13 protein-coding genes and 1 pseudogene are annotated in these 13481 nt (G+C 73.0%); 4 read left to right on the top strand and 10 right to left on the bottom strand.

Annotation, left to right across the window (positions count from 1 at the left end; all coding sequences use genetic code 11):
- Positions 1-21: 21 nt before the first annotated feature.
- The 3 genes from CG747_RS10805 to CG747_RS10815 form a co-directional block, all read right to left on the bottom strand.
- Positions 22-486 carry a DoxX family protein gene (locus CG747_RS10805; protein ID WP_100601456.1) on the bottom strand — a complete coding sequence of 155 codons (465 nt, stop codon included), beginning with the start codon at positions 484-486 and terminating at the stop codon, positions 22-24.
- Between the two features lie 120 nt (positions 487-606).
- Positions 607-2535: an FAD/NAD(P)-binding protein gene (locus CG747_RS10810; RefSeq protein ID WP_100601457.1), complete on the bottom strand. Its 1929-nt coding sequence runs from the start codon at positions 2533-2535 to the stop codon at positions 607-609.
- A 222-nt stretch (positions 2536-2757) separates the two neighbouring features.
- On the bottom strand, positions 2758-3402 hold the full coding sequence (locus tag CG747_RS10815) for an HNH endonuclease family protein (protein WP_100601458.1): 645 nt from the start codon (positions 3400-3402) through the stop codon (positions 2758-2760).
- A 202-nt stretch (positions 3403-3604) separates the two neighbouring features.
- Here CG747_RS10815 and CG747_RS10820 point away from each other — a divergent pair, with 202 nt between their 5' ends.
- On the top strand, positions 3605-4351 hold the full coding sequence (locus tag CG747_RS10820) for an ABC transporter permease (protein ID WP_100601459.1): 747 nt from the start codon (positions 3605-3607) through the stop codon (positions 4349-4351).
- A gap of 57 nt (positions 4352-4408) precedes the next feature.
- On the opposite strand, the gene CG747_RS10825 is transcribed toward CG747_RS10820, so the two are convergent.
- Positions 4409-5071, bottom strand: coding sequence for an HAD-IA family hydrolase (locus tag CG747_RS10825; protein ID WP_100601460.1), 663 nt, complete (start codon positions 5069-5071; stop codon positions 4409-4411).
- Between the two features lie 227 nt (positions 5072-5298).
- Positions 5299-6285, bottom strand: a complete 987-nt coding sequence (locus CG747_RS10830) for a peptidoglycan-binding protein (RefSeq protein WP_257980327.1) — start codon at positions 6283-6285, stop codon at positions 5299-5301.
- 359 nt (positions 6286-6644) lie between these two features.
- Between CG747_RS10830 and CG747_RS10835 the strand changes: the two genes are divergently transcribed.
- Positions 6645-8735, top strand: coding sequence for an MFS transporter (locus CG747_RS10835; RefSeq protein ID WP_100601461.1), 2091 nt, complete (start codon positions 6645-6647; stop codon positions 8733-8735).
- Positions 8736-8742: 7 nt separating this feature from the next.
- On the opposite strand, the gene CG747_RS10840 is transcribed toward CG747_RS10835, so the two are convergent.
- Positions 8743-9309, bottom strand: coding sequence for a GNAT family N-acetyltransferase (locus tag CG747_RS10840; protein ID WP_374701757.1), 567 nt, complete (start codon positions 9307-9309; stop codon positions 8743-8745).
- A 33-nt stretch (positions 9310-9342) separates the two neighbouring features.
- Between CG747_RS10840 and CG747_RS47895 the strand changes: the two genes are divergently transcribed.
- Positions 9343-9498, top strand: a complete 156-nt coding sequence (locus CG747_RS47895; RefSeq protein WP_180985478.1) for a hypothetical protein — start codon at positions 9343-9345, stop codon at positions 9496-9498.
- 122 nt (positions 9499-9620) lie between these two features.
- On the opposite strand, the gene CG747_RS10845 is transcribed toward CG747_RS47895, so the two are convergent.
- From CG747_RS10845 to CG747_RS10855, 3 genes and pseudogenes are all read right to left on the bottom strand, one after another.
- Positions 9621-9938, bottom strand: a complete 318-nt coding sequence (locus tag CG747_RS10845; protein ID WP_100601592.1) for an antibiotic biosynthesis monooxygenase — start codon at positions 9936-9938, stop codon at positions 9621-9623.
- 246 nt (positions 9939-10184) lie between these two features.
- The gene (locus CG747_RS10850; RefSeq protein ID WP_100601462.1) at positions 10185-10655 is read right to left on the bottom strand and encodes an NUDIX domain-containing protein; all 471 of its coding nucleotides are present in this window, start codon (positions 10653-10655) and stop codon (positions 10185-10187) included.
- Positions 10656-10659: 4 nt separating this feature from the next.
- Positions 10660-11076: pseudogene (locus CG747_RS10855) on the bottom strand (XRE family transcriptional regulator); the annotation flags it as partial.
- 452 nt (positions 11077-11528) lie between these two features.
- On the opposite strand from CG747_RS10855, the gene CG747_RS10860 reads away from it, so the two are divergent.
- Positions 11529-12032, top strand: coding sequence for a hypothetical protein (locus CG747_RS10860; RefSeq protein ID WP_257980328.1), 504 nt, complete (start codon positions 11529-11531; stop codon positions 12030-12032).
- A 254-nt stretch (positions 12033-12286) separates the two neighbouring features.
- Here the strand turns inward: CG747_RS10860 and CG747_RS10870 are convergent, their stop codons facing one another.
- A complete protein-coding gene (locus CG747_RS10870) occupies positions 12287-13423 on the bottom strand; it encodes a DUF2330 domain-containing protein (protein ID WP_100601593.1) in 1137 nt (378 codons plus the stop codon).
- Between the last annotated feature and the right edge of the window lie 58 nt (positions 13424-13481).

Raw genomic sequence — 13481 nt, forward strand, 5'->3', positions numbered from 1 at the left:
GTTCGGCCGTCGCGGAAGGTGTCAGACGGCGGTCGTCGCGGGCTCGGCGACGGGTGCCTGCGCCGGCTCCGACCCGCGGAAGAAGAGCCGGTCCAGCGCCCAGGAGCCGGGGCCGGTGAAGACGATCAGCAGGAAGGCCCAGCAGAACATCGCGGCCGCCTCGCCGCCGTTCTGTATCGGCCACAGGGAGTTGGGCTGGTGCATCGAGAAGTAGGCGTAGGCCATCGAGCCGGAGCTGATGAACGCCGCCGCGCGGGTGCCCAGGCCCAGCAGCACCAGGAGGCCGCCGGCCAGCTGGATGACCGCGGCGTACCAGCCGGGCCAGGTGCCGGTCGGGACGGCGTGGCCGGTGCCCATCGCGCCGCCGAGGACGCCGAAGAGCGACGACGCGCCGTGGCAGGCGAAGAGCAGCCCGACGACGACGCGGAAGAGCGCCAGCGCGTGCGGGGTCGATTTCTGGGTGAAGGAGCTCAGGGGAGCGGACATGCGGTGACTCCTAGGTCTTCGGGACGGACGGGCGCGGGGGACGTCGCGACCGTCGGAGTCCTGTAGATTAGGGCCACCTAACTAATGCTTGCAAGTTCAACATTCTGCGCGTAGCGGGAGTTATTGGTCCGAACCAATGAGATTTGAGGCTCCCTTTGCGGCACGCAGTGCCGCCCGCGCCACCGCGTCCGTGTCGGACAACGTGACCGAACCGACCCCCGGCCGCGCCCCCGCGGCTGTCACCCAGTGCACCCCTTCCGTCGGCACCCCCACCGCGAACCGCCGCGGATGCGGCCGGCCGTCGGCCCCGATCACGTGGTACGGGCTCGGCGACACGTCCAGGCCGCCGGTCTCGTAGCCGTCCGCGGTGTGCGGCCGGCAGCCGCCGTCCGCCAGCAGGCCGGCCAGCAGCGCGTCCCCGGTCCGCCGCAGGTCCGGCTCCGGGAGCCGGGCCTCTATCAGGGCCTCCGCGGTGATCCGCGACCCCGGGACGGCCGGGGAGTGTGCCGTGAAACCGGGCGCCGCCCCGTCCGCGCCCGCCACCCGGACCTCCATGCCGGGGCCGACCACTTCCAGCACCCCCGCCTCGATGAGCGCCGCCAGCTCCGCTATCCGGCGCCGCGGCGGCCCGATGGACAGGAACGCGTTCAGCGGGGTGTACCAGCGGTCCACGTGGTCGCGGCGGGACGTGCCCGCCAGCCCGCCGTGGTCGACGATCTGCCGCAGCTCGTTCCGCAGGTCCCGCAGCACGTCCAGGGCCGCCTTGACCGGGCCGGCCACATTGCCCTGCCGGGCGTGCGCGACGTCCGCCCGCAGCAGGTCCAGCAGCCAGGCGCGGAACGCGGCCCGGTCGGCGAACGGCCCGTCCGGGTACGGCCGGGCGATCCGGTCCCAGTCCCAGCGGTCGGCGGGCCCCAGGCCGAAGGCGTCGAGGGTTGCGGCCTCCTCGGGGCTGCGGTGCGCGCTGCCCAGGAAGCGCTCCCGGAAGCGGTCCCGTTCGGCGCCCGCCGGGCCGCCGCGGGCGGCGGCCCGGCGCGCCAGCAGCGCCTCGTAGTAGACCGCCTCCACCTCCTTGGCCACCAGTGGCCAGACCTCCGCCAGGAAGTCCGGCGGGTCGCCGGAGTCCGCCCGCTTGCGGAACGCCGCGATCACGTCAGCGGTGAGCAGCAGCGGCAGGTGCCGGCCGTGCGCGCCCTTGGCGTTGTCACCCCGCGCGTGGTACGGGACGCCGCGCCGGGAGCCCGCGTACAGCCGGGGCTCGCGGCCCGAGGGCCGGTATGCCAGGGTGCCGCCGGGGCCGCGGACGAACCGGCCGCCGCGGCCCGAGGTCAGCAGCGCCACATGGTCGAAGAAGTTCAGCCCGAGACCGCGCAGCAGCACCGGGCGGCCCGCGGGCAGGGCCGCCAACTCGGCGGTGAGATCGGCCGGGTTGGCGGGCGGCAGGTAGTGCAGCCCGTGGGCGGCGGCGTGGTCGGCCAGATGCCGCTGCCCGGCGTCCGGGCGGGCCGGCAGATGGCCCTGGGCCAGCACCACGGCGCCCAGCCCGGACAGCGTCCGGCCGTCGTCGAGGGCGAGCGTCTGGGTGCCGTCGGCGGCCTCGGTCAGCCGTACCGCGCGGGCCCGGTGCGGGACGACGGTCACCGCTTGCGGGGCGGTCCGCACCGTGTGCCGGAACACCCACTCCAGATAGCGGCCGTACAGCGCGCGCCCCGGATAGTCGTCCGGTCCGACGTCGCCCTCCGCCCAGTCGTACAGGCTCGGCCCGGGGCGGATCGGCCCCGTGCACTCCACGCTGGCGTCGGTGAACAGGGTGACCTGGGACGCCACCGTGTTCATCAGCAGGTCGGCGGGCTGGTCGGGACGCCATACCTGGCCGGCGCCGGGTGGTGCCGGGTCGACGACGTGCACGGTCAGCCGGGTGCCCGGCGCCAGCCCGGCGGCCGAGGCGCAGATCCGCTCCAGGACACTCGTCCCGCGCGGCCCCGCCCCGACGACGGCGAGGCTGGCGGCGGGGCGGTCGGAGCGGTCGGCGGGGTGGGCGGCGGCCAAGAGCGGCTCTCCCTGGGGCGGCGGACGGCCGGCGCGCGGGAAAGCGTGCCGGCCATCAGGGGGCGGACGACGGCGAACGTGCGCCCCATCATCACCGTCCGGTGCGCCGTCGCGGCACCCGGGTGGGCAAAAAATCGGCCGGATCCGCAGGTGGGCGGGGTGCCGGCGCCGGCGAACCCGCGCAAATCCGGTCGCGACGTACCGGCACCCCGCCCCGCCGCCTCAGCAGCCGTCGAGGATCTTCTTCAGCGCGGCCTTCTCCGCCTGGTCCGCGGTCAGCCCGTAGGTGTGCTTCACCCACACCCACATCCGGGCGTACTCGCAGTGGTACGAGGTCTTCGGCGGCAGCCACTTCGCCGGGTCCTTGTCGCCCTTGGCCTGGTTGACGCTGTCGGTGACGGCGATCAGCTGGGAGTGCGTCAGGTCGTTGGCGAACTCCTGGCGGCGCGCGGTGGTCCACTGCGCGGCGCCGGACTTCCACGCCTCCGACAGCGGGACGACGTGGTCGATGTCCAGATCGGACGCCTTGCTCCAGGTCGCCCCGTCGTAGGCGGAGACCCAGGTGCCGCTCACCGCGGCGCAGCTGCCGTCCTGTTGGACGTTCCTGCCGTCGCGCTTGAGCACCACCTCGCGGGTGTTGCAGCTGCTGCCCTGGTCGATCCAGTGCGGGAACTTGGCGCGGCTGTAACCGTCCTGGGGGCCCTCGGGCTGTTCCTTGATCTGCGCGAGGTACGTCCGCGCGGTGGCGGCGCCGGGCGGAGCGGGCGGGGCGGCCTGGGCGGTCTGCCCGCTCAGGACGAGGATGCAGGTCAGGGCGGCGGTCGTGGCCGCGGCGAGGGACATGCGACGCGCGTAGCCCAGCGGCATCGGAACTCCCTTGGAGTGGGGGGAAGTCGGTGTGCGATCGGGCCCATGCTGGGTTCGTGGGGTTGCCGGGACATGGGCACCAGGTAACAGGGTGACGACATGTCCACGTCACTTCAAGGGGTGGGGGCGAGAGGGCGGGACGGTGCCGGCGCCCGGCGCCCGTACGCGGGGAAGGCCCGCACCCGCCGCCTACAGTGAGCGGGTGCTGCTGCCGGTCAACGCCACCCTCGGGATCGTCCTCGCCGTCCTCCTGCTCGCCGCCGTGGCCGTCGCCGCGCTGGCCCACCTCGGCCACGCCCGCGCGATCGCCCTCGCCGGCCTGCGCGCCGCGGCCCAACTCGCCGCCGTCTCCTACCTCATCGGCTGGGTCGTACACGCCCTGCCCTGGCTGCTGAGCTTCCTGGTCCTGATGTTCGCGGTGGCGGTCCGCACGGCGGGCCGCCGGATCACCGCCAACCGCACCTGGTGGTGGGCCGCGGCGCCGATCGCCGCCGGCGTCCTGCCGGTGGTCGGGGTGCTGCTGCTCACCGGCCTGCTCCCGCCGGGCGGCCTCACCCTGATCCCGGTCACCGGCATCCTCATCGGCGGCGCGCTGACCGCCACCGTCCTCGGGGGCCGCCGGGCGCTGGACGAACTGGAGCTGCGGCGGGGGGAGTTCGAGGCGGGGCTGGCGCTCGGGCTGCCGGACCGGGAGGCGCGGATGGAGGTGGCCCGCTCCGCCGCGTCGGACGCCCTGCTGCCGGGCCTCGACCAGACCCGGACGGTCGGGCTGGTCACCCTCCCCGGGGCGTTCGTCGGCATGCTGCTGGGCGGCGCCTCACCCGTACAGGCCGGTGCGGTCCAACTGTTCGTCCTGGTCGCGCTCCTGGCCGTACAGGTGGTCTCGTGCGCGGTGGTCCTGGAACTGGTCGCCCGCGGACTGATCCACCGCACGCCGGCGACACGCTGACCGCTCGTCACGCGGCAGGGCCGGGGCCCGCCCCCGGGGCGTGGTCCGGCCGGTGGCTCAGGCCGTGATCCGGACGGCGATCCCGCCGTCCATCAGCGCCTCGACGCGGACCTGGGTGAGGTCGCGGACGTGCGCGGTGGGCGCGAACCGGGCGGCGCGGTCGCCGACCCCGACGACCCGCATCCCGGCGGCCCGGCCGGCCTCGATACCCGCCTCGGAGTCCTCGAAGACCAGGCAGTCCTCGGGTGCGAAGCCCAACTCGGCGGCGCCCTTGAGGAAGCCCTCCGGGTCCGGCTTGCTGGCGCTCACGCACTCCGCGGTGATCCGCACCTCCGGCATGGGCAGCGCGGCCGCGCCCATGCGGGCCTCGGCCAGCGCGATGTCGGCGGAGGTCACCAGGGCGTGCGGCAGCCGGGCGAGGGCCGCCATGAACGCGGGCGCGCCGGGCACCGGCACGACGCCCTCGATGTCGGCGGTCTCCTGCTCCAGCATCCGCCGGTTGTCGGCCAGGTTCAGTTCCATCGGGCGGTCCGGCAGCAGCGCCGCCATGGTGGCCCAACCCTGTCGGCCGTGGACGACCGCCAGTACGTCTTCCGACGGCAGCCCCTGCTCGGCCGCCCAGCGCCGCCAGCAGCGCTCCACGACGGCCTCGGAGTTCACGATCGTCGAGTCCATGTCCAGCAGCAGGGCGCGGGCTATGAGCGTGGTGGTGGCCGTCATGGGCGGGCTCCTGGGCGCGGTGGGGCTGGCAGCTGCACTGTCAGGACGGGCGGGAGAACACAAGCGGTCCCGCCCGCCGGTCAGGGAGTGCGGGCGGAACCACTTTGTTTTTTCACGATACAAAACAGTTCCGGTCGCCGACAACCGCCCACCGCCCCGAACGGCATGGCATTCGTCACGGTCCGCGGAACATGTCACGCTCCGGAGCCGCGCGAGCGGCGCTCCGCTCACGGCTGCCGGGTGCGCGCCTCCAGGGACACCCGGGTCGCGGGCCCGTAGACGCCGTCCGGATCGCCCTGCACCCCGTAGGTCCGCTGGTAGCGCGCCACCGCCTCCCGTACCGCCGTGCCGTACTGGCCGTCCGCCGTCCCGGTATAGAGGGCCACCTGCCGCAGCCGCCCCTGGAGCTCGGCCACCTCCGGGCCGCTGGATCCCTCACGGAGCACGATCGGCCCGCTCGGCGGCGCACTGGGAGCGGCGTCGCCCGTGGGGACCGCGACGCTGCCGGACGCCCGTACCGGGGTTGGCGGAAGGGAGGGGGCCGGAGATCGGCGCGGGCGGGTGGTCGCCCCGGGACTCCTGGACCGCGAGGTGGCGGGAGAGGGGCGGTCCGGGGCCGGTGCGGAGCCGGTGGGACCGGCGGTGGTGGGGACCGTCGAGGTGGGGGCGGGGGTGCCGCCGTCCGGGGGCGCCGCCCGGTCCCGGTCGCCGCCCTGGAGCGCCCCGCTGCCGAGCACGATCGCCGCGGCGGCCACCGCGGCACCGGTGACGGCCAGGAAGGCCGACCGGGTACGGCGCCGCCCCGCCGGTGCGGGTGGAGCGGCGGCCGCCCCGGAGGAGGGAGCGAAACCGGCGGGGCGAAAGGAATCGGAGGGATCGGGTGAGTCGGGCGAATCGGATGGGTCGGGCGAACCAGAGGAATGAAAGGTCTCGGAGGCCGGGCCGGTGGGGCGGGGGACTCGGTGGACCGCGGCGTCCACCCCGGGTAAGTCCTCCAGCGCGTCCGGCCGCCGCCATCCGCCACCGTCCTCGCCGTTGCTCCCGCTCCCGCCCCTGCCGTCGTCCTCCCGGCCGCCCCGGTCCGGCAGGGAGACGTACGGCCGTACGCGCAGCGGATCGAAGTCCTCCGACTCGACCGCCGCACACAGGCAGGTCGGCCGACCGTCCCCGCGTACCGGGGCGAAGCAGTGCGGGCAGGTGGATGCTGCCGTCACGAGTGGTCCCCTCTCTGGAGGCGCGAACCGGCAGCCGATTATTCAGAGCGCCCGCAGTCCCCGCAGGCGCTCCACGACATCCGCCCGACGTCTCCCGGTACCGCCCGCCCCGTCCCCCCTCCCTCCGGGCCCGTTTCCCCGCCCCTGGTCCGTTCCGCGGTCGCCGGGGCGGCAGCCGGCCGCGGCCGTTCAGCGGGCCATATCGGACGGAAACGCCCACGATGGAGTGAAGGCCCGGAAGGCCGAGAACACCACCCGGACCGGAGCGGACGTGCGCGCCGGTCACGGGCGTACGAGCCGGTCACGGGCGTACGAGCCGGTCACGGGCGTACGAGCCGGACACGAGGGAGACGACGCTCATGGCGCAGGACACCGGCGCTCCTGCCGTTCCCGGCGAGGACCGTTCCCGGCGGACGGTCCTCGTCGCGATCGGCGCGCTGCTGCTCGGCTTGCTCATCGCGGCACTCGACCAGACCATCGTCGCCACCGCGCTGCCCACCATCGTCAGCGACCTCGGCGGCCTCGAACACCTCTCCTGGGTGGTCACCGCCTATCTGCTGGCGTCCACGGCCGCGACCCCCCTGTGGGGCAAGCTCGGCGACCAGTACGGCCGCAAGAAGCTGTTCCAGGCCGCCATCGTGATCTTCCTGATCGGCTCGGCGCTCTGCGGCCTCGCCCGGAACATGGGGGAGCTGATCGCCTTCCGGGCCTTGCAGGGCCTGGGCGGCGGCGGCCTGATCGTGCTGTCGATGGCGATCGTCGGGGACATCGTGCCGCCCCGCGAACGCGGCAAGTACCAGGGGCTGTTCGGCGCCGTGTTCGGCGGCACCAGCGTCCTGGGACCGCTGCTCGGCGGGCTGTTCGTGGACCACCTCAGCTGGCGCTGGGTCTTCTACGTCAACCTCCCCATCGGCATCGTCGCGCTCGCCGTCATCGCGGCCGTGCTGCACATCCCGGCCCGCCGCACCCCGCACCGCATCGACTACCTGGGCACCGCCCTGATCGCCGCGGTCGCCGCCTGCCTCGTGCTGATGACCTCGCTCGGCGGCGTCAGCTACCCCTGGGGCTCCTGGCAGACCGCCCTGCTGGCCGGACTCGGCGTCGTGCTGCTCGCCGCGTTCGTCGTCGTCGAACGCCGGGCCGCGGAACCGGTCATCCCGCTGCGCCTGTTCACCTCGCGCACCTTCACCCTCTGCTCGGTCATCGGCTTCGTCATCGGCTTCGCGATGTTCGGCTCGATGACGTACCTGCCGACTTTCCTCCAGGTCGTCCAGCGGGTCTCGCCGACCATGTCCGGCGTGCACATGCTGCCGATGGTGTTCGGCATGCTGCTCTCGTCGACCGCCTCCGGGCAGATCGTCTCCCGCACCGGCCGCTACAAGGTCTTCCCCATCGCGGGCACCGCCGTGGTCGCCCTGGGCCTGCTGCTCCTGCACCAGCTCGACCCGACCAGCGGCGTCGCCCTGATGAGCACCTACTTCTTCGTCTTCGGCTTCGGGCTCGGCCTGGTCATGCAGGTCCTGGTCCTCATCGTGCAGAACGCCGTCCCCTACCAGGACCTCGGGGTGGCCACCTCCGGCGCCACCTTCTTCCGCTCCATCGGCGCCTCGTTCGGCGTCTCCCTCTTCGGCACGATCTTCGCCAACCGGCTCGGCCCGCGGATCGCCGACGCCCTCGCCGGAGCGCAGCTCCCGCCCGGCATCTCCCCGTCGGTGATCGCCCAGGACCCGCGGGCGATCACCAAACTGCCGCCCGCGCAGGCCGCCGGCGTCCTCGGCGCCTACTCCGCCTCCATCACCGACGTCTTCCTCTACGCCGTGCCGGTCGTCCTCGTCGCCTTCGTCCTGGCCTGGTTCCTCAGGGAGGAGCCGCTGCGCGGCAGCGTCACCGCCCCCGACACCAGCGAGGTCCTCTGCTCCAACCCCGTCGAGCGGTCCTCCCGCGAGGAGGTCGCCCGCGCGCTGTCCAAACTCGGCAGCCTGGCGGGCCGCAAGGACATCTACGAGAAGATCACCACCCGCGCCGGCCTGGACCTCAAACCGGCCGCCAGCTGGCTGGTGCTGCGCATCCAACGCCAAGGCTCGGTGGAACCGGCACTGCTCGCGGAGCGCAGCCGGGTACCGCTCGGCGTGATCACCGAGGGCGTCCGGCAGGTCGAGGAACGCGGACTGGCGCGACGCGAGGGGCTGATGCTGCTGCTCACCGACGAGGGCCGGGACGCCGCGGAGCGGCTCTCGGAGGCCCGCCAGGCGTCGCTGGCGCGGCTGCTGGGCGACTGGTGGACCAAGGACCGGCCCACCGACCTCACCGACCTCGTCCGGGAGCTGACCGCGGAACTGTGCGGCTCCGACGACGAGGAGCCGCACAACGGCGACGCCCGCCAGCCGGTACCGCGGACCCCGACCCGCACCCCGCCGCGGTCACCGCGGCCACCGGACCTCACCAAGTAGACGGCCGTCACCGACCGACGGCCGTCTCCGCCCCTGTCCCCGTTCCCGCCGCCGCTCCCACCAGCCGCTTCTCGAAGAAGATCTCCGCATAGCGATCGTCGTGGTACGGGGCGATCTCGACGTAACCGCGCCGCCGGTAGAGGGCGACCGCCTCCGTCAGGTCCAGCCGGGTGTCCAGCCGGATCCGCTCGGCACCCAGTCCGGCCGCGGCCGCCTCCGCGGCCCGCAGCAGCCGGCCCGCGGCCCCCAGACCCCGCCGGGCGTGCCGGACGAACACCTGCTTCAGCTCGGCGGTACGGGCGTCCAGCAGCCGCACCCCGGCGCACCCGACCGGCTCGCCGCCGTACCGCGCCACCAACAACACCCCGTGCGGCGGCATCAGGGCGTCGCTCGGATACTCGGCCACGCCCCCGTCGATCTCCTCGGGCGTCGAGCGGCGCCCCTCGTGCAACAGGTAATAGCGGTCGGCGACATCGGTGTAGTACTCGCGCAACAGGGCCAGCGCCACCGGCGATGCGGCCGGCTCGGCGGCGAGGGTCCAGGACGGGGCGGCGGCATCACTCATGGCGGCCATGTCACGCCGCCGGAGCCCGCGGCGCAACCGGTTTTGCCCGCCGCGGGCGCCGCGCTGTGCCCGCCCTGCGGACTGCTCGCCGCGGTCTTCCTCCGCCCTGCCCGGTCGGCCACCTTCCTGGCGGCCCTGGCCGATGGGGTCGTCAACCACCTGGAGAACCGCGCGAAGCGAGCCGCCCCCGACACCTGACGGCCCCCGGCGACACCGCGCGCACGGGTGCCGGCCGCGGACCGTCGTCCACGGTCCGGCCGGCAGCGCCTGGGCAGGCGCGCGGTGTCGCCGGTTACCGCCGGGGGCCACTCGGTACGGAGTTACGCGCCCTTCGGCGCGGCCTGCTGCACGACCTCGAACGACCACACCGTCGACCCGCTGGCGGCCGGCTTCGGCCGGTCGCCGCCGCCCTGGTGGGCCGCCTTCATGGGGCCCTCCATCCACGCCTGGAAAGACTCCTCGTCACGCCACCGGGTGTACACGAGGTAGTCGTCGGTCCCCTCGACGGGGCGCAGCAACTCGAACCACTCGAAGCCGTCCGAACTCTCCACCGCACCGGCACGGGAGGCGAAACGCTTCTCAAGGGTTTCCCGCTGCTCGGCGGGGACGGTCAGCACATTGATCTTCACGATGCTCATGGCCCCATCGTGCCGCATGGCGCCGGGCTCCGGCGGGCGGGGCTCACCGGCGACGCGGCTGCCTCCGGGGAGGGGGCTCGGCGGGCTCGGAAGCTGTGGACAGCGTGGGCACCGCAATCGCCGGAACCAAGTTCCCCGCCATTGGTAACCCCGAGCGCGGAGGCGAGCGTCCTGCGTGTGGTCGTGCCCGGGTAACGACGGATGCCTGGATCTGATTCTGTACGGGTTCCAAGGCCGCCAAGGCGTCTAACCGAGATAAGGAGCGGACCGCCGCTCCAGATAATGCTGAATTCGGAGGCGCTGAGTGTGGTGCATGGCGAGGGTGCCCAATTGACCCGGGGCGACGAATCGGAGTTCTGTGCTCTCGTCGGAGATTGTCAGTGTCCCGCCCACGATGCGGGCGGTGAAGCAGATGTTGAACTGGCGGCGTACCTCCCCGTCGCTGTAGGCGATGACGTGTTCGGGGTCCGTGTAGGTGCCGACGAGACCTGTGATCTCGACGTCCAGCCCGGTCTCTTCCTTGACCTCCCGTACGGCGCAGCCGGGCAGGCTGTCGCCCATGTCCATGCCTCCCCCCGGCAGGGCCCACAGGTCGTTGTCTTGTCGCCGCTGGAGCAGGACGCGTCCCGATTCGTCGGTGACGACGGCGGAGGCGGCGACGACGAGACTGTTGGGCTCGGGCGCGTCGGGATCGTTGTAGAACTCGGTCCGTGCCATGGGCTCAGCTTTCCATGGGATGTGCGGTCCCCCATACGGCGCCGAAGCTGTCCGTGTAAGTGTCGAACATGCCGCCGTCGTTGTTGCGCCGTAGGTGCCATACGGGTGCCCCATAGGCGTTCACGCCCCACACATGAGCGTTGGCCAAGAGCTGGTCGTCCGCGCGGTACAAGCTGTTGTAGAGAGTCGTTCCGTGGGTCCGCACTTCGATGCCGGGTACCGCGAGCAAGGGTCGGTAATGCATCAGCGCGAGGCGGCAACGGGACTCGATGCCGTGCCCGAATTTCTCTTCCCTTCCCCGCTGTTGGACGTTGTCGCTGTCGGCGTCCCCGACGGCGATGCGGACGCTGCACCCCTCCGCCGCCCGTTCCCGCAGAAGGTCGTTGAGCCTGGGGTACGCCTCGTGCAGGAACACGGCGTTATGGCAGCCCGTAGGCGTTCGTTCGGCATGGTCAGTGTCACCCCGCATCGCTGGACGTTGCCAGGGACGTTCTAGCACCCGCGGGACGTCCCAAAGTGGGAAACGTACGAGGTTCCTGTGTCCCGGTGAACGGCGGGACGCTCGTTGCAGAGCTGGGGGCCTTCCAGCTCGGTCCGTTCAGCGATGGCAAGCAAGACAGCTCCGCACCCCGGACCGGCGACGCCCCCGACCGGACGAGCCCCGAGAACGGGCAGACGTGCCCGTTCTGAGGTGACCGGCTCAGGCTGAAGCTCCGGTCCGCCCCTTCACTGGGGTGCCGTCCTGGGCGGTGAGGGCAAACGCTTCGGACCCAGGGAAGCCGAAGTGTCCAACGCCCGCCCCGACTGCGGGAAACCCTGGCAGGTCAGCAGTCGGGACGGGCTATCGACGAACCACAACAAGGAGGCACGCACATGCAGGACGTACGCGCATTACTCACCCCTGCCGCGTTCGGGGGTGTCGTCGCAACGGTTCTCGACAACAACCCGGGTATGGACGAGGCTACGGCGGCCCGGATCAGTACGGAAGCGCTGAAGTTCGTCCACACGGCGGCCAAGTTCCCCACCGTGAAGATCACGCCGTCGAACGTGGTGGACGAGGGCTGGCACGCCCTGATTCTGCACACCGGGCCGTACGCCAAGCTGTGCGAGGGCCTGGGGCGCTTCGTGCACCACTACCCGGAGCGGCCCGACTCCCAGCGCCACGACCCGCAGGTACTGACGCGAACGATGGCACTGATCGAGGAGGCAGGGCACCGCGTGGACCGCGAACTGTGGACGGGGCCGACTGAAGCCCTGGTCTCCGTGGCGGCCAACTGCTCGCACACGCCGCAGCCGGGAGGATCCGGAGCACGCGGCGGGCGCGTGGCGGGTGTACGACGGCGCCGATCCCGCGAACCGCAAGGATGTTACCGCTGACGTCCTGGCCGCCTTTGTGGCGAAGTTCAGGGAGGCCAACCCGGAGCCGCCCGGGAAGCCGCAGAGCGGTCCTACGCGGGGCTTCATCATCCCGCCCAGCGACGGCTGACAGCCAGCCCGATCCGAACCGCCCGTGTGCTGCCCTGTAGCGCGCGGGCGGTCTCTATGCGCGTGCCTTGGCAGCATCATTGATCTTCACGATGCTCATGGCCCCATCGTGCCGCATGGCGCCCGACTCCGGCGGCCGTCCTCGTTCAGGCCGGTGGTGCCGGTGTGCGGAAGTACGGGACGGTCGGGCGGCGTCTGAGGCGGCCGGCGGTCAGGGCGGCGGTGGCCATCAGGAGGAGCAGGGCGGCGCCGACGGTGGGGATCCAGAGGGGGATGCCGCCGACTTCCAGGAGGGTGTCGGTGTAACGCACCCGCTGGTACGGGGTGTCCGCGGTGGCGCGTCGGAACTCGTGGTCGCCGTTGATGTGTTGCGGCCGGGGGAAGTTCTGGTCGAGGGCGGTCAGGAAGGCGGGGGCGGGGCCGGCGAAGTCGCGGACGGCGTCCTGCGGTTGGATCCGGCCCGCGTAGACGACGTGCGGTGGTGCGCCGCCGATGGCGCTGCGGGGCTCCATCCGGTGCGGGGCCAGGAAGTAGAGGCTCAGCGCCTGCGGGGTGGTGGCGAGGCGGGAGAGCCGCATGGGGTAGACGGGGCGCTCGGTGGCGAAGGAGAGGAGGAGCGGGTCGAGGGTGCCGGTGAGGGGGGTGCCGTGGTCGGCGGGGGCGAGCCGGACGGCCACGTATTCCCAGTGCCGGTCCACGTACGGGCGGAGGGCGGTGGCCAGGGCCGGCGGCAGTCGGTAGCCGTGGGCGGTGAGCCAGCCGCGCAGCGCGTCGGGGTCGTCGGCGGTCAGCCGGGCGACGTCGAAGGGGCCCAGCCGCTCGCGGTCGACGACGCCGACCGACGCCTCGGCGGGTGGCGGGGCGGTGGCGCCGTCGAAGTCCGGTTCGAAGGGCCAGTCGCCGGCGCGCGGCCAGAAGTAGTGGCGGTGCCGGGTGACCGGGGCGGTGATCTCGTCCAGTTCGTCGAGGAGTTCGGGGTCGCCCAGCCGTACGGTGGCGCGGTGCGGGACGGGCATGATCCAGGCGGCGTCCGGGGCGGTGCCGTCGACGGCCAGGCGCATGGCGATCCGTTCGGTGGTGCCGTCCCAGCGCACCGCCGACGTCTCGCGGTGCACCGCCATCGTGGTGTCCGGGCCGTGCACCATCGCGCCGCAACCGCAGGCGTACGCGGGGCGCGCGAGCCAGCCCAGCTGCACGGCCAGCAGCACCAGGACCAGGCACAGTGCCCGTCGGCGCCTCGCCCCGCCGCCCGTACCCGTCGTTCCGCCTGCCGCCACAGCCATGGTGGTCCCCTGTTCCGTGCCCGGCGATCCCACGATCGCCAGGGTCACAGACGGGATG

This window comes from Streptomyces sp. CB02959, from assembly GCF_002803155.1.
Classification (GTDB): domain Bacteria; phylum Actinomycetota; class Actinomycetes; order Streptomycetales; family Streptomycetaceae; genus Streptomyces.